Consider the following 18128-nt stretch of genomic DNA (forward strand, 5'->3'; position numbering starts at 1 on the left):
TATTCCAGTGTGAGGTCAGCTTGTGCGAATTGCGGTTGATGCGATGGGGGGCGACTACGCTCCCGAAGAGATCATCAAGGGCGCCTTGCTGGCCCATCGGCATCTGCGGGTCGGGATTGCGCTGGTCGGTCGTCCAGAGTCCCTCAAGCCCTTTTTGCCTCAGCCCTTGCCTGCTGGGATCACCATTGTGCCTGCCGAAGAGGATGTGGGCATGGCGGAAGAGCCGCTGATGGTGCGCAAAAAGCCCAAAGCCTCCATCAACATCTCGATGCAACAGGTGCGCTCCAACCAAGCGGATGCCGTGGTGGCCGCCGGGAATACCGGAGCAGCGATGGCTGCGGCCTACCTGAATTTGGGCCGGCTGGCAGGGATCGATCGCCCGGCCATTGGTGCTCTTCTGCCCACTTTAAGAGGCAAGCCGGTGCTGCTGCTGGATGTGGGAGCCAATGTGGATTGCCGGCCCCGCTTTTTGGAGCAGTTTGCCCGCATGGGATCCCTCTACTGCCAGTGCGTGCTGGGGATCGAGAAGCCGCGGGTGGGCCTGCTCAACATCGGCGAGGAGCCCAACAAGGGCAATGATTTGGCTCTGGCCACCCACCAGCGCCTGGCCCAATTGCCAGGGATCCATTTTGCCGGCAATGCCGAGGGGCGGGATGTGCTGACCGGGGAGTTTGATGTGGTGGTGTGCGACGGCTTTGTGGGCAATGCCCTCCTCAAGTTTGCCGAGAGCGTCGGACAGGTGATCACCCAGGTGCTGCGGGAGGAGCTGCCCCGCGGTTGGCGCGGCAAGTTGGGCTGCTGGCTGCTCCGGCCCAACCTCAAGCAGGTAAAGCGGCGCATGGACTACGTGGAGTATGGCGGTGCTTTGCTGCTCGGCGTCAACGGCATCTGCGTGATTACCCACGGCAGCTCCAAGGCGCCGATGGTCTACCACGCCATTCGCCTGGCCAAAGAGGCGGCAGAACAGAAAATCCTACAGCGGCTGCAGGCGGAAATGGTTGACCCTCGCGAACCTGAATCCAACCCCAGGCGGCGCACCCGGCCCCTTCAGGTCTACTCTGGCTCTGGCCCGGAAGTGTTGCCGTTGGGATCCCTGGAAAGGACTTCCTCCCGCTGTCCCGAACCCGTGGAAGATGCCCAGCCATAGCCTCCCGACCGTGCGGCTGGTGGGGGCAGGGGCTGCCCTGCCGGATCCCTGCCTGAGCAACGACGATCTCGGCCAGATCGTCGAAACTTCCGACGAATGGATCTGGCCCCGCACCGGCATTCGTCAGCGGCGCATTCTGCCCCCTGAGCTGAGCTTGGTGGATTTGGCGGTCCAGGCAGCCAAGGCCGCTTTGGCTCAGGCCGGGATCTTGCCTCAAGACCTGGATTTGATCCTGCTGGCCACTTCCACCGGTGTCGATCGGTTTGGCTCGGCCCCTCAGGTGCAGGCAGCTCTGGGAGCAACGCGGGCGGTGGCCTTTGATCTGACGGCAGCCTGCACGGGCTTTGTCTTTGCAGTGGCCACGGCAGCGCAGTTTTTGCAAACCGGGCTGTATCGGCGGGCCTTGGTGGTGGCGGCGGATGTGCTCTCCCGCACGGTGGACTGGGCGGATCGCACCACCTGTGTCTTGTTTGGAGATGGGGCTGGGGCAGTGGTTCTGGAGGCGGGGGAAACCGGCGGGATCCTCAGCATTGAGCTGCGCAGCGATGGCAGTGGTAGCCAGCTACTCAGCTTGTCCATGGCTACAGAGGCCAAGCCCCTGGTGGGATCCCTGCAGGTGGGGCAGTATCGCTGCTGCCCCATCACCATGAATGGCCGCGAGGTGTACAAGTTTGCCGTCCAGGCGGTGCCGGAGATCATCGAGAAGGCTCTCTTTCGGGCTGGGATCCCGGCGGAGGCGGTGCAGGGGTATTTTATTCATCAGGCCAACCAGCGCATTCTCGATGCGGTAGCCAAGCGCCTGCAGCTGGATCCGCAGCGGGTGGCCAGCGTCCTAGAGTATTACGGCAACACCTCGGGCGCTTCGGTGCCAATTGCCTTGGCCACTTGGATCGAGCAGGGACGCTTTGGCGCCGGCGATCTGGGGGTAATGGCGGGCTTTGGTGCCGGCCTCACCTGGGGGGCGATTGTGTTTCGTTGGGGGAAGTGAATTGATGACCGTTGCCTGGATCTATCCCGGCCAGGGATCCCAAGCGGTGGGCATGGGAAGGGACTTGCGGAACTGGCAGGGAGCAGCCCAGAAGTTGGCTTTGGCCCGTGAGATGCTGGGATGGGATCCCTTAGCTCTGTCGGAAGACCAGATCCACCAGACCGGCTACACACAACCGGCTTTGTTCACCGTATCGGCCCTGTTGACGGACTATCTCTACGCCCAGGGACAGGCTCCTGCCTGCACTGCTGGCCACAGTCTGGGAGAATACAGCGCCCTCTACGCTGCCGGCGTGTTTGATTTCGAAACCGGCCTGCGGCTGGTGGCGCTGCGGGGCCAACTGATGGAAGCCGCAGGGGATCCCCCGGGCAGCATGGCGGCAGTGATGGGGTTTGACCGCGACAAGCTGGAGCACCTGTGCCAGATGATCCCCGATGTCACCCTTGCCAACGACAACAGCCCGGATCAGGTGGTGATCAGCGGCTCAGTGGAGGGGGTGCAAGCCGTCTGTGAGCAGTTGCAGGCCAAGCGCACCGTTCCCCTCAAGGTAAGTGGCGCCTTTCACTCGCCCTTTATGCAGGCTGCTGCCGAGGAGTTTGCCCACACCTTGCGCGCTGTTGACTTTCAGCCGCCGCGAGTGCCCGTCTACAGCAACTGCACTGCCACCGCCAGCCGGGATCCGCAAGCCCTTAAGCAGGCGCTGCTGGCCCAGATGACTGCCCCTGTCCGCTGGCGAGAAACCGTGTTGCAGATGGCCGCCGACGGCATCCAAGAGGTGTGGGAAATCGGCCCCGGCAACGTGCTGACGGGCTTGGTGAGGCGAACGGTGCCGACCCTGACGCGGTGCAATTTCAGCAACCTCAGCAGCTAGGGGATCTGCTATGGAGCTCCGCTAACGCGACCAGGATCCCTCCGGGTGGGATCCAACCGGCAGGCGACCCCGGGCCGGAATCTGTCCCAACAACACCTGCAGCAACGCCTGTAGAGAGACGGGGGTAGTGCCGTAGCAGGCCAAGTAAACCGGGATCTGGGGCAGGGCAAAGGCATCGTAGGGGGATCCCAAGGCCAACCCAATCACCTTTTCCGGCGGAAGGGATCCCAGCAGCAACCTCTGCGCCGGATGCCGCCACGTCTCCAGGGATCCCACCAGCACCTGCGCAGCCCTTTGAGCCCCTTCTTGGGCAATCCGCTGCTGTTCGGGGGTGGGATCCAGAGGGATGGAGAACACTTGGGCAGCGGGACAGGCTTTTTGCAGCAGCTCCCCCAACAAAGGTACAGGGGTGATAAGCAGCGGGTCAGGGGCCAAGGGAGGCAGGGATCCCCGTACTAGGGTGATGCTGTCTTGGGCGATTCGGCGGGCCAGTGCCCGGTGGTTTTCCAAGCCGGCAGGGGGGAAAGGGGGGCAGGGGGATCCCAATCCGTAGCGCCGCTTCAAGGTCAAAATTCGCTCCACTGACCGATCCAACTGCTCAACCGACAAACGACCGGCACGGAACTCCCGCAGCAGATGGGTATAGGCTTCTTTTTGGATGGCCGGGCTAAAGCCGGGATCTGCCCCAAACAGCAGCACATCGGCCCCTGCCCTAAAGGCCAGTTCTGCCGCTTCGGGAATGCCGTAGGTGCGGGCAATGGCCCCCATGGTCAGGGAATCCGTCAGGACAAGACCCTTGAAACCCAGCTTCTGCCGCAGCCAGCCGGACACCACCTCAGGGGCCAGCGTTGCCGGTTGCAAGGACTTCGTCCCGCTGTCGCCGACGGATCCCAGAGCCGGCATCACCACATGCGCCGTCATCATCGCCTCTGCCCCTGCCCGGATCAAAGCCTGAAACGGGCGCAATTCCGTGGTCTGTAGCGCCTCCAGAGGGCGATCCACCCGCGGCAACCCCAGGTGGGAATCCATATCGGTGTCCCCATGGCCGGGAAAATGTTTGGGCGTACAGAGGATCCCGGCTTGCCGATAGCCGCGCCACAGGGCGAGGCCGTAATCTGTCACCTGTTTCGGGTCTGACCCAAAGGCTCGGATGCCGATGATGGGGTTGTGGGGGTTGCTGTTCACGTCCACAACAGGGGCGAAGTTGAGGTTAAACCCCAAACTTTTCAGCTCCGTTCCCACCGCACGGGCCATAGCTTCCGCCTTTGCCAGGGATCCCGCTGCTGCCACTGCCATGGCGCTGGGGAACACCGTCACCCCCTCGGTAAGGCGCACCACCGGCCCCCCCTCTTGATCAATGGCTATCCACAGGGGGACAAGGGCTTGTGCCTGAGCCGCGGCAATAAGCTGGGCCACCTGAGGCAACGTTTGAATGTTGCCGGCAATCGAATAGAAGATCAGCCCGCCCACGTGGTAGTCCCGGATCATCTCCTCGAGAGCGGAGGAAAACTCAGCTCCCTCAAAATAAACCAGAAACAGTTGCCCCACTTTCTCCTCAAGGCTCAAAGCCCTGGGATCCACTGCGGCAGCGGGACGGGGTCCTTTCGCGTCAGCGGGACGGAGTCCTATCGAGCATGTCAAAGCAGATGTCCTTGGGCGTCGCTGCCAAGAAAGCCGGTCAGGATGAGCGTAAACTACCCGACATCAACACGGAGCGGGCTTTTAGTAGCCCTGCAGTTAGCAAGCCAACCACGAGCCTCTGGGGTGGTTTACAGCACCCCCAATCGACCGTTACCAGTGCCTTAAACAACCGTTTCTGGTGTCCACAGTATTATTATAGCATTCCTCCCGACACCGACCCTACGGGTACAGTGCGGGGCTCCTGCAATTTCTAGCTGAAGTGGCTCTTGCAGGTTTAGAGTGGCGATTGACTTGTAGTTGTGGCCATACTGGAGGAATGGTGTAAAGAACTGTAACCTCAGCAGTACACCAGAGTCATCTTGAAGTGCAGTGATGAAGTGCAGTGAAATAGTGCAGTAAAATTGTCTCTAAGGCGTTCTTTGTTCTTTGTGTTGGTTCTAGCTCCCCTTTCTCCTTAAAAAAAGAGGAGTTGTGAGTGAGAGAAAACCTACCCAAACATTACCTATGGTCAAAACAATCTTCAAGACAATCTCCTCCTCCACCCTGGGGTCGATGATGTTGCCTTTCTCCTGCCGTCAGCTTTGGATAACTGCCTTTCCCGCGTTGGCCGGAGTTACGGTGGCTATTGGTGGCCTTGGGGCGGGAGGATCCCTGTGGCAGGCAGGAGCAGCAGGTTTGGCTACGGGGATGACGGGCTATGTGGCTTCTGCTCTATCTGGGAGTGAGGCCAAAGCCAAAATCCAGCTTCTGCAGCACCTCGAAAATCGACAGAAGCAAAACGAAATCACTCCTTCAGACCTACAGCAATTGCAAAACGAGTTGGCCAGTCTGCGTGCTGCCCTTGAAGATTGGGCAAAAGTCCAGCAGAATGGAAAAGCTGCTGCCAAAACTCATGAGAATGCTCATTCGCAAGCTCAAACTCCTCAGCTTCATTTTGAAACAGAGATCCAGATCCAATCTCAAGAAGAACGACTTCCTCAGTTACGCGCAGAAGAGCAAAGCCTGAAAGCCTCGATTGGAGATTTACAAGCCAAGAAAAAAAGGCCCATTCAGTCCCTCAAAGAGGGCATAGCCAAGGTGGAACAACTCCAATCAAAACAGAATCTCCTCAAGCAAGATATTGCCCGCCTAACCCAGGCTTGTCGGTCAACAGGCTCTAGTAACTCCATTAAACGGTCACCTATGCCCGCGAAAGGATCTTCAGACGTATCTCTTGGCTCGGCCCGCATGACCAAAACTGCCGCCGGCGTCGCATGGGCCGACAAATATGACGAAGTCTTTGCAACCCTCGAGGAGCGAATCGACAACCTGGAAGATAGCGCCAGAGCAATGGCAGAACTGGCATCGATGGAAGGCAACGGTAGCCGGTAGGGGCAGACATCCCATCCCAATAGCACCGAAACGGTTCACAGCTCTGGCTCGCCAAAGCCCCGCAGAGGGTGAGCGTGTTCTGAGGGGATCAAGCCCTTGGCCTGCACCAATACCCCAAAGCCCCCCAACCCCATGGGATCCAGCAGCGCGTGAAGAGCATGTCGCCGCCGCAAAACCTGGCCCACATCCACAGCTTCGCCGCCAACCGGGTTCCCCATTTGGCTAAGGGCGGCCAGCCGCTCGGTCAATCCCAGGTTGACCAAAAAGCTGCTTTGCCGGGTGAACCCCAGACATTTTAGCCCCAGAGATTCTCCCACCTGCTCTAGGGTGGTAAAGTCCACATGAGCGGTGAGATCCTGGGATCCCACCCGAACATAGGGATCCGTGTAGCTGCCGTGCTGTCGATAGGCCAGGAGCGTACCTTGGGCGCGGTGGGGGCTGTAGTAGCGCTGGGCGGTGTGGCCATAATCGATGGTGAGCACGTAGCCTCGCCGCAGCTTACGGGCCAGCAGCTGCAGCCACTCCAAGGCTTTTAGGTTCACCTCGGTTTGGTAGCCCGACGGATAGGTTTCTACAGGGATCCCCAAGCGGGCAAAATACTCCCTCAGCTCAGGAGTGGACAGATCCCCCAGCACTTCCCGGAAGTTGGCTTCTGCAGCCTCGCTGCAATCGACATAGATTTCCCGCAAAGCCCCATCCTGTACCTGCACCCGATGCACCGGAAAAGCATCCACCAGCTCATTGGAGAAAAAGCAGCCTGTAACTGAGTTATCCGGGATCCCGTCCCAATCCAACCAGCGCACCTTCTCCCCAAAAGGAGCCAATCGCTCCTGTTGGAGCCGCCGCAGGTGGGCAGAACGCTCCAGGATCCCATATTCCAGTGCCTGCCAAAAAGGGGGGTTAGCGGAGCGCACGTAGGTCAGCCAATCCTGGGCCAAGCGACCGCTGCCTGCCCCCATCTCGATGACCGTGAAGGCAGAGGGGGATCCCAAAATGTGCCAGAACTGGTGGATTTGCTCCGCCAACAGTTGGGCAAAGTCCGCCGCCAGGTGGGGAGAGGTGAGGTAGTCGGGGCCAATCGGGGATCCCTGCTCGTAATAGCCCAACCCCGGCTCGTAGAGAGCCCACTCCATAAACTGGGCAAAGGTCACCGGCCCTTGAGCGCGAATGCGGCTGCCGATCAACTCCTGCAACTTCTGCGTGGCCTGAGGTGTCGATAGAGAAAGACTCGGGTCGCGTAGGTGTTGCTCAGGAGCGATCACAGGTGAGGATTCCAGGGATCCAGACTTACTCAACTCAAACTTACTTGTTCAGGGGACGACGCCAATTTTGGCGAAACTGACGGTTCGAGACCAACAACACAGGCCAGAGGGCCGATACCACCCACTTCCCGGAGCCCGAATAGATGCGATCCGCCTTGCGGGCCGAGTACCAAACTCCTCCTGCGTAGATTGCCAAGAGCAAAAAAGGCCACATCTCAACCCATCCTATTCAACGCTGCTCACCGAGTCAGGGATCCCCAATCAGTAGGCATCCTGCAGCTCATAGAAGTCAGGCGTGATGTAGTCCTTGCGCAGGGGCCACCCTATCCAGTCTTCCGGCATTAAAATCCGCTTCAGGTTCGGGTGTCCCTCGAAAACAATGCCGTACATGTCGTAGGTTTCCCGTTCCTGCCAATCCGCCGACTTCCAAATCCAGTATACGGAAGGCAGCCGTGGATCGTGGCGAGGCAACTTTACCTGGAGCCGCACCTCCTGAGGGCGATCCGCCCCGTCTGACAGCTTGATCAGGTGGTAAAGGCTGACCAGTGGCTGCCCTGCCCCCAGGTCATACCCGCACTGGCACTCCAGGTAGTTAAAGCCGTAGGCATAGAGGGCGGTACACAGGGGCAGAAGAAAGTCCCGCTCCACCTCCAACAGCTCCACCCCCGCTGCGTCTCTCCCCAAATACTGGTGCTCGAAGCCGTTGTCGGCCAGAAACTGGGAAACCGGGCCCCGCTCCAACGTCACCAAGGGTTCCGACTGCTCGCCTGCGGATGGCGGCGCTTGTTTTTCCTGGGCATTCTCCTCTGCCATCTCACACTCCTCCCTGCAAGGCTTTGAGCTGCTGTTCCGCCCGCTTAAAGTCGGCGGTTTGCAAGGCCGGGGGCACTGGCAAGCCAATGGCCGCAGCCAGCTCTGGCGGGGGAGCTTGGCGAGTCTCGCTCTCCAGATACTTGCCGGTGATGATCTCCGGCACAGGCTTGAGGTTGTGCTTAACCGTGTAGTAGCGGTGGGTTTGCTGCAGACGGCCTCGTTCCCGCATGTCCTCGGCGGCGATCTTCTTGCGCAGCTTGACAATGGCATCCATGATCGCCTCTGGACGAGGGGGGCAGCCAGGAATGTACACATCCACCGGGATCAGCTTGTCCACCCCCCGCACTGCCGTGTAGGAATCGGAGCTGAACATGCCACCGCTGATGGTGCAGGCCCCCATGGCGATCACGTACTTCGGCTCAGCCATTTGCTGGTAAAGCTTGACCAACGCCGGAGCCATCTTCATGGTGACCGTGCCTGCCGTGATGATCAAATCAGCGGTGCGTGGCGAAGAACGAGGCAACAGGCCAAAGCGGTCGAAGTCGAAGCGGGATCCCAGCATGGCGGCAAACTCGATGAAGCAGCAGGCGGTGCCGTAGAGCAGCGGCCAGAGGCTGGACATCTTAGCCCAGTTGTACAGGTCGTTCACCGTCGTCAGAACGACGTTGTTGGAGAGGTCGGTAGTCACCTGGGGGGCAGCCCCCGGAAACAGAACCTGCGATTTCTCAGACGTCATGACCATTCCAATGCTCCTTTTCTCCAGGCGTACACAAGACCCACCACAAGGATGGCGATGAAAATCAGGGCCTCCACAAAGGCCAACAGCCCCAAGCGGTGAAACGCCACTGCCCAGGGATAGAGGAACACCGTCTCTACATCGAAAATGACGAAGACCAGTGCGAACATGTAGTAGCGAATGTTGAACTGGATCCAGGCTTGCCCAAACGGCTCCATGCCCGACTCGTAAGTGCTGCGCCGCAGGGATCCCCGCCGCTTTGGCGCTAAGAGTGCGGAAGCCCCCAGAGCCAAAACCGGCAGCAGAGAGCAGAGGATCAGGAAAACCAGCAAATACTCGTAGCCGGACAGAACAAACACGACGCCAGACTGCCTCAGGTGCTCAACATTTAGATACGTTTCCAGTATAGAGCCAGTCTGGGGCTCCCCTGCGCCACGGGATCTTCAGTTCTGGTGATGATCATGATTATTGGGAGCGGCGTTTTTCCAGCCAGCCCCACACTCCGCTCACCACCGCCCCGGCCATCAGGATCCCCAAAGCCGGCTGAAACAAAGGCAGCCAGAGCCGCATCCAAAGTTTGTAGCCCAGTGGGATCCCAAGAAAAGCCCCGGTTACGGAAAAGACAAACCAGACAAACCCGGCGAACACCAGAAAGACAACGGCAATCAGGAAGTTATCCAGCCAGCGCTTGAGGTCAGAGGAAACCATAGGGATTGAGGCAGAACAGCTTGAAGTAGACCCAGAGGCAATCTGGGAACCGAACCTTTTGGGCCGCTAATGCCGATATCTCAGCATCTTTCACCCAGACAGACTGCCGGAATAAGTTCAACAGACAGGGTAGCTTACCCCAGCACTTGGTGAAGATCCCACGTGCACCTTTTTGGGTAGAGTAAGCTGTGCCGGCCCGCTGCTGACCTGCTGTGAACACAACCCAAAACCACGGTAGCGCCAGTAGGATTCCCCAGCCAGCCTGCTAACAATAAGTGAGATTTCCCTTCTGCCGCTTGGTCAGCTCAGGTTGAAGATTCTCCCCAAATGGCTGCACCGGTTGTTGACTTGTCAAGATATAGTGGTAAAAATCTGCTTATACACAATATATAGCGTTAAGCCGATGTCCATCTCCTCTGGCTCTTCTTTTGCAGACCGCTTGCGATGGGTGATTGGCGATGAAGCCGTCTATGCGTTTGGGCGACGGGCCGGAATTAGCGATACGGCCTTGCGCAGCTACCTGAAGGGATCCGTGCCCGGCATTGACAAGGCCGTGAAAATTGCCCAAGTGGGCCAGGTCAACCTCAATTGGCTGATTACAGGGGAGGGATCCCCGCAGTTGCATCCCGACGCGAAAGCAGAGTATGTGTATGTGCCTTTTGTCGATGTAGCCGCCTCTGCCGGAGCGGGGGTGTTGGTGCGCGAAGAATCAATCGAATCGGTGGTTGCTTTTGAGCGAAACTGGCTGCGGACATACTTGAAGGGAAATCCTGCCGAGCTGAGCCTGATTCGGGTGCAGGGGGATAGCATGTCTCCCACGTTGGAGGATGGCGACTGGATCTTTGTGGAGCGGCAAGAGGGTGGAGACCTGGGCTGTGAAGGGATTTACGTCTTTCAGATGGATGGGGATCTGTTGGTCAAACGGCTGCAGCGCCTGCCCGGATCCCAGGTGAAGGTGATCAGCGACAACCCCCGCTTTCCCCCTTTTGTGGCGGATTTGGCGGATCCCATCAACGGCCTAACCCTCATAGGGCGTTATCGAGGTCGCATCAGTTTTGATTAGCCTCTGGCAGCAGATGGCGGAAAGTGGCAGCTTGACCGACCGAGAATCCCCTTGGCGAGATCGGGTCGCCGGTTAGGATGGGTCTTGAGGGTTGAGTTGAGAGGAGTTCCTGCTCCTTGCCTGCGCCCATCCAGCCGGAGGTTTGCCTGCAATGGCTCGTTCGTCCCAGCTCCTAACAGTCGCTCTGATACATTTACGCTGAACACTGCTGAACATCACTGTTCAACTATGCAGCGATAGCATTCTGTTTGTTTCCAAACAGAATGGCGGTATCCCGCAAAGCTTTGAGTAGAATACCCAAAGCGCAGTTTCCGTGTCGTCTTACTACCAATTTTCTGCTTTGCTTTGGCTACCATGTTGGCAGACTCGAAAGTAAACAGAAAGATCAACTGGTAGTAATCCGTACTGAACATATTATACATTATTTTCAGTATAGTTGAGCTTATTATTGACTAGAGTCATGCTCCATTCCCTAAGCGGGATCCTCTTGGTCAGCAGCGGAATCTGGGTCGGGATGGTGCTTCCCCAGCAAGCTCAGCCTCAGCCCCAGCCGGAGACCAACATCTCTCCCACTCAACCCGCTTCTCCCACACCACCGATCCTGCCCACCTTGGCCCCGCCCCAGGCCAATCCTCCGGTGGCAAGCCCAACAGCCAATGCAGATCCAAATGCAGGTCCAGAGGAAAATCACGAGAGCCCCACGGATCTGGAGGCAGAGATTCGGGAGATCCGCCAGCAGGTGATCCAGCTCTTGATCAGAATTGAGGAATTGGAGTCGCGGCTGCAACGGCTGCGTTCTCAAACAGCCCCTGAGCCTGTCAGGGAATCTTCCACTGCTGCTGAGATCGCTCCAGGAGCAGAAAGCGCCTCTGCGCCCACCCCGGCTCCGACCACAACGCCAACCTCCTTTCAGGTGGGAACCCAAACCATCAGCCTGCCGGGCGATTTGCTGTTCGATTTTGACAAAGCCGAGATTCGACCTGAAGCAGCGGCGCTGTTGGCCCAGGTGGCAAAATCCTTGGAGGCCATGCCCGGCGCCCGCGTTCAAGTCAACGGCCACACCGATAACATCGGGCCCTTAAACTACAACTTGGCCCTTTCTCTGCGCCGCGCCAATGCGGTTAAGGACTATTTGATAAAACTGTTGCCGGAAGGCCATCCCATCAGTTGGACAACCTCTGGCTTTGGTCCCACCTTGCCGGTGGCCGATAACGACACAGAAGCCGGACGGCAGCGGAACCGCCGCGTGGATTTGGTCATCGCTCCCTAGCTACCCCCCCAAAGTGGGGGATGACACGTTCTAGCAGGGCTCTGGTCTAGAATCTGGTAGGGTCAATCCGGCCAGGATTGATGGGCTTGAGTTCAATCCTCATCGTTGGGGTTCGGTTTTGAACGCGGCAGGGATCCCTCTGGACAAGAGGCAAACTTTTGCGCTGAGGGTTGACACAACCCTGGACGCGCTTGACCAGGTTTTGACCTGGTTTGAGTCTTTCCGAAATGCGGGCATCCCGGATCCCATTTGGGCGGAATGTCAGTTGGCTTTGGTAGAGGGGTTTACCAACGCCGTTCGCCACGCCCACCGCGCTCTGCCGGAAAGTACGCCCATCGACATTGAGCTGCTGCTGATGCCGCAAGGGCTGGAGTTGCGCATCTGGGATCAGGGGCAGGAGTTTGATCTGGAGGGATTTGCTCGGAACTTGTCGGATCCCACATCGCCCAACGCCAATCTTGAGTCCGAGGGGGGACGGGGTATTTTGCTGATGAAAGCTCTCTCTACTCACCTCAGCTACAGCCGCCAAGCGGATGGTCGCAACTGCCTGTTGATCGGCAAGCGCTTCGACGATCCTGGATCTCGCCCGCGTCTGTCGGTGCCGGGCTTAGGCGAGCAGACCACCGCTTAACTTGCGAATAGCTGAGCTGGCCACATCGCTGTAGCGCAGTTCACCGGCCAAGATCTGGCCCATGCGCCGAGTGGCTCCCGGTCGTTTGACGCCCACCCTGTAGCCCACGCCCGGAAAGCGATAGAACAACGCCGCAATCCGCTTAGCCCAGCGCATTTCTGAGCCCCATTCCTGCTGCACGCGGGCAGAGTAGTTCGCCAGAGCTTCTGTATCCCCGCCTAGAGCTTGATCGATGGCCTGGGCCGCCAACATGCCGGTGAGAAGGGAAGGGCGGATCCCTTCAGCGGTAAACGGATCGATAACGCAGGCGGCATCTCCCACCAAGAGGGCATTTTGGGTGTGAAGCGGTTGATCTTCGTCCCAGAGGCAGATGGGATGGCCAAACGGCTTGACCGACTTCAAGTCCACACCAAAGCTTTGGGCATATTGGGCGGCAATTTCCCGCAGGTTTTGTTTTTCTCCACCCCGAAAGGTGCCGGCTCCAATCGAGTAGCCATCAGCCTTGGGGAAGTTCCAAATGTAGCCATTGCTGACGGCGCCGAAGTCAAAATGGGCGGCTGCAGTTTGCGGCTGCAGGAGAGGCACTTCTGCTTCCAAGGCGGCAGCCAAGCGACGGCGGCGTTCCTGAAAGCCCAGCCACTTGGCCATCGAGCCTTTTGCCCCATCGGCCCCGATCACGTACCGACCCCAGACCGGGCCGGCGGTTGTCATCACTTGCCAGCGGTCGCTTTGCCACTCGAGGCCAGAGACAGGGCATTCTGCCTGGAGCGCTGCCCCTTGCTTTTGCGCTTGCTGAATCAGGTAGTGGTCGAAAACATCCCGCCGCACCATCCAAACGGGCTCTTTCAAATCCAAATCGACCACCACCGGATCGCCGCCGCGCCAGGTGTAGCGGATTTGCCGGATCTTGAGGGAAATGGCGGGGCCAAAGTCGAAGTCAAACCAAGCCGCCACCATAGGAGAAACGCCGCCCCCACAGGGTTTGTAGCGGGGCAAGGGATCCTTTTCCAGAACCAGCACCGAGCGTCCCCGCTTGGCCAGATGGTAGGCGGCAGATCCTCCAGCAGGGCCGGCGCCGACGATGACACAGTCGTAGAGTTGCGGCATGGTTTTCGATACTCCAGGCCCCCCATCCTGGGTTTTGCTCACCAGCTTCTAGCCTATTATGGCTACAGCGAATTGCCTGCACGTTGCTTGCCTTTTTGTCGGGAAGACCATGCGAATTCGCTGTCAGCGCCTTGCCAACCAGCCCTCAGCTTGCTACTGTGCCGCCTGCGGAAAGCGTTTTGCGGGCGGGAAGCGAGTTCGTTGCCTTTTCAACGATAGGGGTCTGAATCTCGGCCCTATTTGCCCAGAGTGCTTTGCCCTTCCCCCAGAGCAGTTGCGAGAACAGATCCACCGCTATGCCTATTTGATGCGCCTGAATCGTCTGCGGGATCCCGGCAGCCAAGACCACGCCCATCATCTGGAACAAGCGGCCCGGGAGCGCTCCATTCGTTATCCGGGCCTGTGGGGCTGGCTGCGGCAGTGGTGGTAGCGTTGGCAAGGGGATTGGGCATTCTGGAAAAGATGCAGGAAAATCAGGAGAGGTTGCCTTCGGGATCCCAGACCCGTTGGCTTGTTTGCTCTCGTTGGTTGAGGAGCCCCCATGCACGACCTGGACAGTTTGCCAGAACCAGTAGCCGATGCCTTGATCAAAAGCCTGCTTACGGACGTGGAGCGGCTGATCAACCAGCACGGACTGTCAGAGGTTCTGGTGGGGTTGGCCATGTATTGCAACGTGCAGTTCAAGGCCAAGTTCAACAAGCCCAACCGCACGGAGAAGGATGAGGAGTTGGGGTTTTATTTCCGCGACGCCGCCAAAGCTCTAGAGGTGGCTGCCAGCCTCACCTATCGCACCATCGACCGCTCTCAATCTGCCCGGCCCAGCACCTAGCCACTGGGATCCCTTTTTGGCCTCCACCCCCAAGCCCCTCTCCCAGGGGGAGAGGGGGGCAGGCATTTAACCAGCAAACCGTTTCACCGCAATGGGAAGGGAAGGAACGCGGCATCTTGGGGTGGCAAGGGATCCCCCTGGGTTTTTATGCTGGTGGGCAACAAGTTGCATTGAGGCTGAGCGTGAGAATCGTCTGGGAACGCAGCATTTACGGGGGCAATGGCCGAGTGCCCTGCATTATCTGTGGGGGATGGGCCAACCCCATCCAGAAAAAAGGGCACCAAGTGTTGCTGGCGGTGGTCTATAACGACCGCGGGCAAATCTACGGGGAAGTCTGCCGCAGCTGCCTCGGTTTGGGGGCCAAAGGCATCAAAGAGTGCCTGCAAGAGCGGATCGCCCGTTTGCGCAAGCAACTGGAAGATTTGGAAGAGCTGGAGCAGGGAGAGGTGCAACTGCCCACACTGGAGCAGGAGTTGAGTGCCTATTTGGATTGACAACTACACCTTCTGCCGTTCAACTGGGATCTTCAGCCAACGGCTTAGTTCCGAGGCCAACCACTCCAGCTCTGGCTCCTGCAAAGGGATCCCCGCTCCCAACTCGTATTTGCGGTTGCCCGCCCAGATGTTCAACTGTGGGCTTTGGCGTGGGATCAGCTCTAGCCGGTCAATATCCCATCGCCGACTGGGGGGAACATTGCGAAACCTCAGGCCAAACACCTCGTGAGCCAGGCGAATGTATTTTGTGTCGATCCGTAGGTGGACTTTGCCGAATAGACCGTAGAGGATCCCGCCCACCATCCCCAACCCCACCCTCCAGAAGGGCAGGGTGAACAGGCCAACCACCAGATTGGCCGGAAAAGGCGCAGGCACAACCGATATGATCGTGAAAAAGGTGGTGAAGGAGTTCCAAGCGATGGCGAAAGGCAGCAACGCCAAAACACCGGTTTGCCGGGCCGGGATCACCACCTGAAAGGTCTGTTCGGACTTGTGCAGTTGAATCCGGCTGCCTGCTGGCTGTCGAGTAGGGACTGCTGCTGCGTCTGAGGGAATCAAGGCGGGACGACGATCCAAATGCTCCAGCGCCTCCAGGGCCTGCCGGGCGGAAGCGGGACGATCTGCCGCCAAAGGTTCCGTCATCCACCGCAGCCAGTCGCGAAAGGGCGGGCTCAGATGCACCGCTTGCTCGAACGCAATCCGGGATCCCTCCTGGGGCAAGTCCGCCGGATGCTGGCCCGTGAGCAGGTGAATCAGCGTGGCGCCCAGGCTGTAGAGATCGGAAGCGGGCACGGTTCTGCCGCCAAATTGCTCCAGGGGCATGTAGCCGTAGCTCCCCACCACGGTGTAGGATCCCTGCTCCCGGGGGGCAGCCGCCTGAACCGAACCAAAGTCCACCAGATACACCTGCTGGTCGGATCCCAAGAGAATGTTGCTGGGCTTGAGATCCCGGTGAATGACGGGGGGATGGAGTTCGTGCAGGTAGACGAGAATGCGCAGCAACTTTTGCGCCAGATCCCGCACCTCAGGCTCAGCAAAGCGCCGCCCTTGCTCGATCCACTCCTGTAGCGAGGGGGCTTCGATATAGGTTTGTACCAGCGCTAAGCCACGCCCTCCCTTGAGGCTGATCTCGAAGTGGTCACGGTATTGGGGAATGGCCGGATGGGAGAGGGTTTGTAGGATCTGGGCTTCCCGCTCAAACAGTTTCAGGTCGGCCCAATCGAAATCTGGCCCGAAGAGCAGCAGCTTGATCACAACCCGCTCTGAGGTGAGGAGATCCTGCGCCAGATAGGTATGTCTGCCGCTGCGCTTGCTCAATCGCCGCTCTGGCCGATAGCGACTGTGCCAAATTGGACGCTCTGGAGCCATATCCCCTCCTCAGGTCTGACCCTGCTGGTTGTTTCAGCTTTAGCTTATCCTTGTCCCTTTTGGATCCCTGCCGCCGCGCCCCTCAAAAACCGACTAGAGTGAGTGAAGAGATGTGAAGTAAGCTCTCAGGTTGTATGGCCTCGAACCTGAAGATTCAAAAAATCCTCTATGTGCGGCTGCCCTGCAACCCCATCTTTCCCATTGGGGTGGTTTATTTGGCCGATCATGTCCACAAGCTGTTCCCCCAAGTTGAGCAGCGCATCTTCGATATGGGCACCTTCCCGCCCTTGGATTTTCGCCGCCGCATGCTGGAGCAAATCGATCAGTTTCAGCCGGATTTGCTGGTTTTCTCTTGGCGGGATATTCAAGTCTATGCGCCGGTGAACGGGCGGGCCGGCAATCTACTGCAACACTCTTTTGAGTTTTTCTACGCCCGCAACCCCCTGAAAAAATTGCGGGGATCCCTGAATAGCCTCAGGCTGGTGCTGGCCTACTATGGCGAGATTTGGCGCAACACACGGCTGGTCTGGCAGGGGATCCGCAGAGCCAGGCGCTACAAACCTCACGCTGAAGCGGTGTTGGGGGGTGGGGCAGTCAGCGTCTTCTACGAACAATTGGGCCGCTACCTGCCCCAAGGCACCATCATCTCGGTAGGGGAGGGGGAAACCCTGCTGGAAAAAGTGATCCAAGGGCAAAGCCTTGCTGCAGAGCGTTGCTATCGGGCCAAGCTGGAACAGCCTCGCCCAGGTTTGATCCACGAGCCGCCCCAACCTCTGCAAAAAACCGCCTGTGATTACACCTACATCACCGCCATTTGGCCGGAAATTGACTACTACCTAGAAGGGGGCGATTTTTACATTGGGGTACAAACCAAACGCGGCTGCCCCCACAACTGCTGCTACTGCATCTACACCGTCATCGAAGGCAAGCAGGTGCGCCTCAACCCTGTGGATGAGGTGATCCGAGAAATGATGCAGTTGTACGAGCGAGGAGTGCGAAACTTTTGGTTTACTGACGCCCAGTTTATCCCTGCCCGCCGCTACATTGAGGATGCGGAGGAATTGCTGCAGAAAATCCTTGATGCCGGCATGACCGATATTCGTTGGGCTGCCTATATTCGGGCCGACAACCTCACCCCAAAGCTGGCCGAGCTCATGGTGAAAACTGGCATGAGCTACTTCGAGATCGGCATCACCAGCGGATCCCAGGAGCTGGTGCGCAAAATGCGCATGGGCTATAACCTGCGCACGGTACTGGAGAGTTGCCGCTACCTCAAACAGGCAGGATTTAACGACCTGGTTTCGGTCAATTACTCCTTTAATGTTATCGACGAGCGACCGGAAACCATTCGGCAAACAGTACGGTACCATCGCGAGCTGGAAGCCATCTTTGGTCGCGACAAAGTTGAGCCGGCCATCTTCTTCATCGGCCTGCAACCCCACACTCATCTAGAAGATTTTGCTCGCAAAATCGGTGTTATCGACGACCGCTTTAACCCCATGCACATGACTCCTTGGACGGCGCGCAAACTGCTCTGGAACCCAGAACCCCTGGGATCCTTTTTTGGGGAAGTGTGTCTGGAAGCCTGGGATCGCAACCCCCATGATTTTGGCCGCGAGGTGATGGATATCCTGGAGCGTCGTCTTGGCCTGGCAGAGTTGGAAGAAGCCCTGAGCGCGCCCCTGACAGGGGTTTACGTGTCTTAGCTCTTGGGCCAGCAGCCTCGCTGAACCGGGCAGGATATGCTGGTCCGAAAGGAGGGATCCCTGTTGGGGTAAGGTGGCTGGCCTTCGAAGGCAGCCGGTTCTCCCTCTGTTCTGCAACCAACT

The 18128-nt window shown here is 58.5% G+C and carries 20 protein-coding genes; 11 read left to right on the forward strand and 9 right to left on the reverse strand.

Annotated elements, in window-relative coordinates; all coding sequences use genetic code 11:
• The first annotated feature begins 22 nt into the window (after nucleotides 1–22).
• The 3 genes from plsX to fabD are packed head-to-tail and all read left to right on the forward strand — an operon-like array spanning nucleotide 23 to nucleotide 3006.
• A complete protein-coding gene (gene plsX, locus ACVWVQ_RS01440; RefSeq protein WP_457506511.1) occupies nucleotides 23–1147 on the forward strand; it encodes a phosphate acyltransferase PlsX in 1125 nt (374 codons plus the stop codon).
• On the forward strand, nucleotides 1134–2135 hold the full coding sequence (locus ACVWVQ_RS01445) for a beta-ketoacyl-ACP synthase III (RefSeq protein ID WP_457473582.1): 1002 nt from the start codon (nucleotides 1134–1136) through the stop codon (nucleotides 2133–2135). The genes plsX and ACVWVQ_RS01445 overlap by 14 nt, the downstream gene beginning before the upstream one ends.
• Before the next feature lie 4 nt (nucleotides 2136–2139).
• On the forward strand, nucleotides 2140–3006 hold the full coding sequence (gene fabD / locus ACVWVQ_RS01450) for an ACP S-malonyltransferase (RefSeq protein WP_457506513.1): 867 nt from the start codon (nucleotides 2140–2142) through the stop codon (nucleotides 3004–3006).
• Between the two features lie 21 nt (nucleotides 3007–3027).
• Here the strand turns inward: fabD and ACVWVQ_RS01455 are convergent, their stop codons facing one another.
• Nucleotides 3028–4572, reverse strand: a complete 1545-nt coding sequence (locus tag ACVWVQ_RS01455) for a glycoside hydrolase family 3 protein (RefSeq protein ID WP_457506514.1) — start codon at nucleotides 4570–4572, stop codon at nucleotides 3028–3030.
• A gap of 579 nt (nucleotides 4573–5151) precedes the next feature.
• On the opposite strand from ACVWVQ_RS01455, the gene ACVWVQ_RS01460 reads away from it, so the two are divergent.
• On the forward strand, nucleotides 5152–6018 hold the full coding sequence (locus ACVWVQ_RS01460) for a hypothetical protein (protein WP_457506516.1): 867 nt from the start codon (nucleotides 5152–5154) through the stop codon (nucleotides 6016–6018).
• 35 nt (nucleotides 6019–6053) lie between these two features.
• Here ACVWVQ_RS01460 and ACVWVQ_RS01465 read toward each other — a convergent pair whose 3' ends face one another.
• From ACVWVQ_RS01465 to ACVWVQ_RS01490, 6 genes are all read right to left on the reverse strand, one after another.
• A complete protein-coding gene (locus tag ACVWVQ_RS01465; RefSeq protein ID WP_457506518.1) occupies nucleotides 6054–7280 on the reverse strand; it encodes a class I SAM-dependent methyltransferase in 1227 nt (408 codons plus the stop codon).
• Between the two features lie 40 nt (nucleotides 7281–7320).
• Nucleotides 7321–7494, reverse strand: coding sequence for a hypothetical protein (locus ACVWVQ_RS01470; RefSeq protein ID WP_414344869.1), 174 nt, complete (start codon nucleotides 7492–7494; stop codon nucleotides 7321–7323).
• A gap of 47 nt (nucleotides 7495–7541) precedes the next feature.
• On the reverse strand, nucleotides 7542–8093 hold the full coding sequence (locus ACVWVQ_RS01475) for an NAD(P)H-quinone oxidoreductase subunit J (protein WP_414407512.1): 552 nt from the start codon (nucleotides 8091–8093) through the stop codon (nucleotides 7542–7544).
• A gap of 1 nt (nucleotide 8094) precedes the next feature.
• Nucleotides 8095–8829 (reverse strand): NADH dehydrogenase subunit K, encoded by a 735-nt coding sequence (locus ACVWVQ_RS01480; protein ID WP_457384275.1) that lies wholly within the window; start codon nucleotides 8827–8829, stop codon nucleotides 8095–8097.
• A complete protein-coding gene (ndhC, locus tag ACVWVQ_RS01485) occupies nucleotides 8826–9188 on the reverse strand; it encodes a photosynthetic/respiratory NAD(P)H-quinone oxidoreductase subunit C (protein WP_414331498.1) in 363 nt (120 codons plus the stop codon). Before ndhC ends, ACVWVQ_RS01480 begins: the two co-directional genes overlap by 4 nt.
• A 106-nt stretch (nucleotides 9189–9294) precedes the next feature.
• Nucleotides 9295–9537 (reverse strand): hypothetical protein, encoded by a 243-nt coding sequence (locus tag ACVWVQ_RS01490; protein ID WP_414344867.1) that lies wholly within the window; start codon nucleotides 9535–9537, stop codon nucleotides 9295–9297.
• Between the two features lie 403 nt (nucleotides 9538–9940).
• On the opposite strand from ACVWVQ_RS01490, the gene ACVWVQ_RS01495 reads away from it, so the two are divergent.
• From ACVWVQ_RS01495 to ACVWVQ_RS01505, 3 genes are all read left to right on the forward strand, one after another.
• The gene (locus ACVWVQ_RS01495; protein ID WP_457506519.1) at nucleotides 9941–10600 is read left to right on the forward strand and encodes an XRE family transcriptional regulator; all 660 of its coding nucleotides are present in this window, start codon (nucleotides 9941–9943) and stop codon (nucleotides 10598–10600) included.
• A 460-nt stretch (nucleotides 10601–11060) separates the two neighbouring features.
• Nucleotides 11061–11870, forward strand: a complete 810-nt coding sequence (locus tag ACVWVQ_RS01500) for an OmpA family protein (RefSeq protein WP_457506521.1) — start codon at nucleotides 11061–11063, stop codon at nucleotides 11868–11870.
• 118 nt (nucleotides 11871–11988) lie between these two features.
• On the forward strand, nucleotides 11989–12501 hold the full coding sequence (locus tag ACVWVQ_RS01505) for an ATP-binding protein (RefSeq protein ID WP_414402360.1): 513 nt from the start codon (nucleotides 11989–11991) through the stop codon (nucleotides 12499–12501).
• On the opposite strand, the gene ACVWVQ_RS01510 is transcribed toward ACVWVQ_RS01505, so the two are convergent.
• Complete coding sequence (locus tag ACVWVQ_RS01510; protein WP_011433895.1) at nucleotides 12478–13608, reverse strand: geranylgeranyl reductase family protein; 1131 nt, start codon at nucleotides 13606–13608, stop codon at nucleotides 12478–12480. The genes ACVWVQ_RS01505 and ACVWVQ_RS01510 overlap by 24 nt on opposite strands.
• A gap of 274 nt (nucleotides 13609–13882) precedes the next feature.
• Here ACVWVQ_RS01510 and ACVWVQ_RS01515 point away from each other — a divergent pair, with 274 nt between their 5' ends.
• From ACVWVQ_RS01515 to ACVWVQ_RS01525, 3 genes are all read left to right on the forward strand, one after another.
• Entirely contained in the window at nucleotides 13883–14038 is a 156-nt protein-coding gene (locus ACVWVQ_RS01515) for a hypothetical protein (RefSeq protein ID WP_414331197.1), read from the forward strand.
• Nucleotides 14039–14149: 111 nt separating this feature from the next.
• Nucleotides 14150–14437 (forward strand): hypothetical protein, encoded by a 288-nt coding sequence (locus tag ACVWVQ_RS01520; protein WP_011433893.1) that lies wholly within the window; start codon nucleotides 14150–14152, stop codon nucleotides 14435–14437.
• A 182-nt stretch (nucleotides 14438–14619) separates the two neighbouring features.
• Nucleotides 14620–14931, forward strand: a complete 312-nt coding sequence (locus tag ACVWVQ_RS01525; protein ID WP_011433892.1) for a hypothetical protein — start codon at nucleotides 14620–14622, stop codon at nucleotides 14929–14931.
• Nucleotides 14932–14934: 3 nt separating this feature from the next.
• Here ACVWVQ_RS01525 and ACVWVQ_RS01530 read toward each other — a convergent pair whose 3' ends face one another.
• A complete protein-coding gene (locus ACVWVQ_RS01530) occupies nucleotides 14935–16299 on the reverse strand; it encodes a serine/threonine protein kinase (RefSeq protein WP_457506524.1) in 1365 nt (454 codons plus the stop codon).
• Nucleotides 16300–16433: 134 nt separating this feature from the next.
• Between ACVWVQ_RS01530 and ACVWVQ_RS01535 the strand changes: the two genes are divergently transcribed.
• Nucleotides 16434–18005, forward strand: a complete 1572-nt coding sequence (locus tag ACVWVQ_RS01535; RefSeq protein ID WP_414330735.1) for a photosystem II high light acclimation radical SAM protein — start codon at nucleotides 16434–16436, stop codon at nucleotides 18003–18005.
• Nucleotides 18006–18128: the final 123 nt, after the last annotated feature.

The organism is Thermostichus sp. MS-CIW-36, assembly GCF_054059035.1.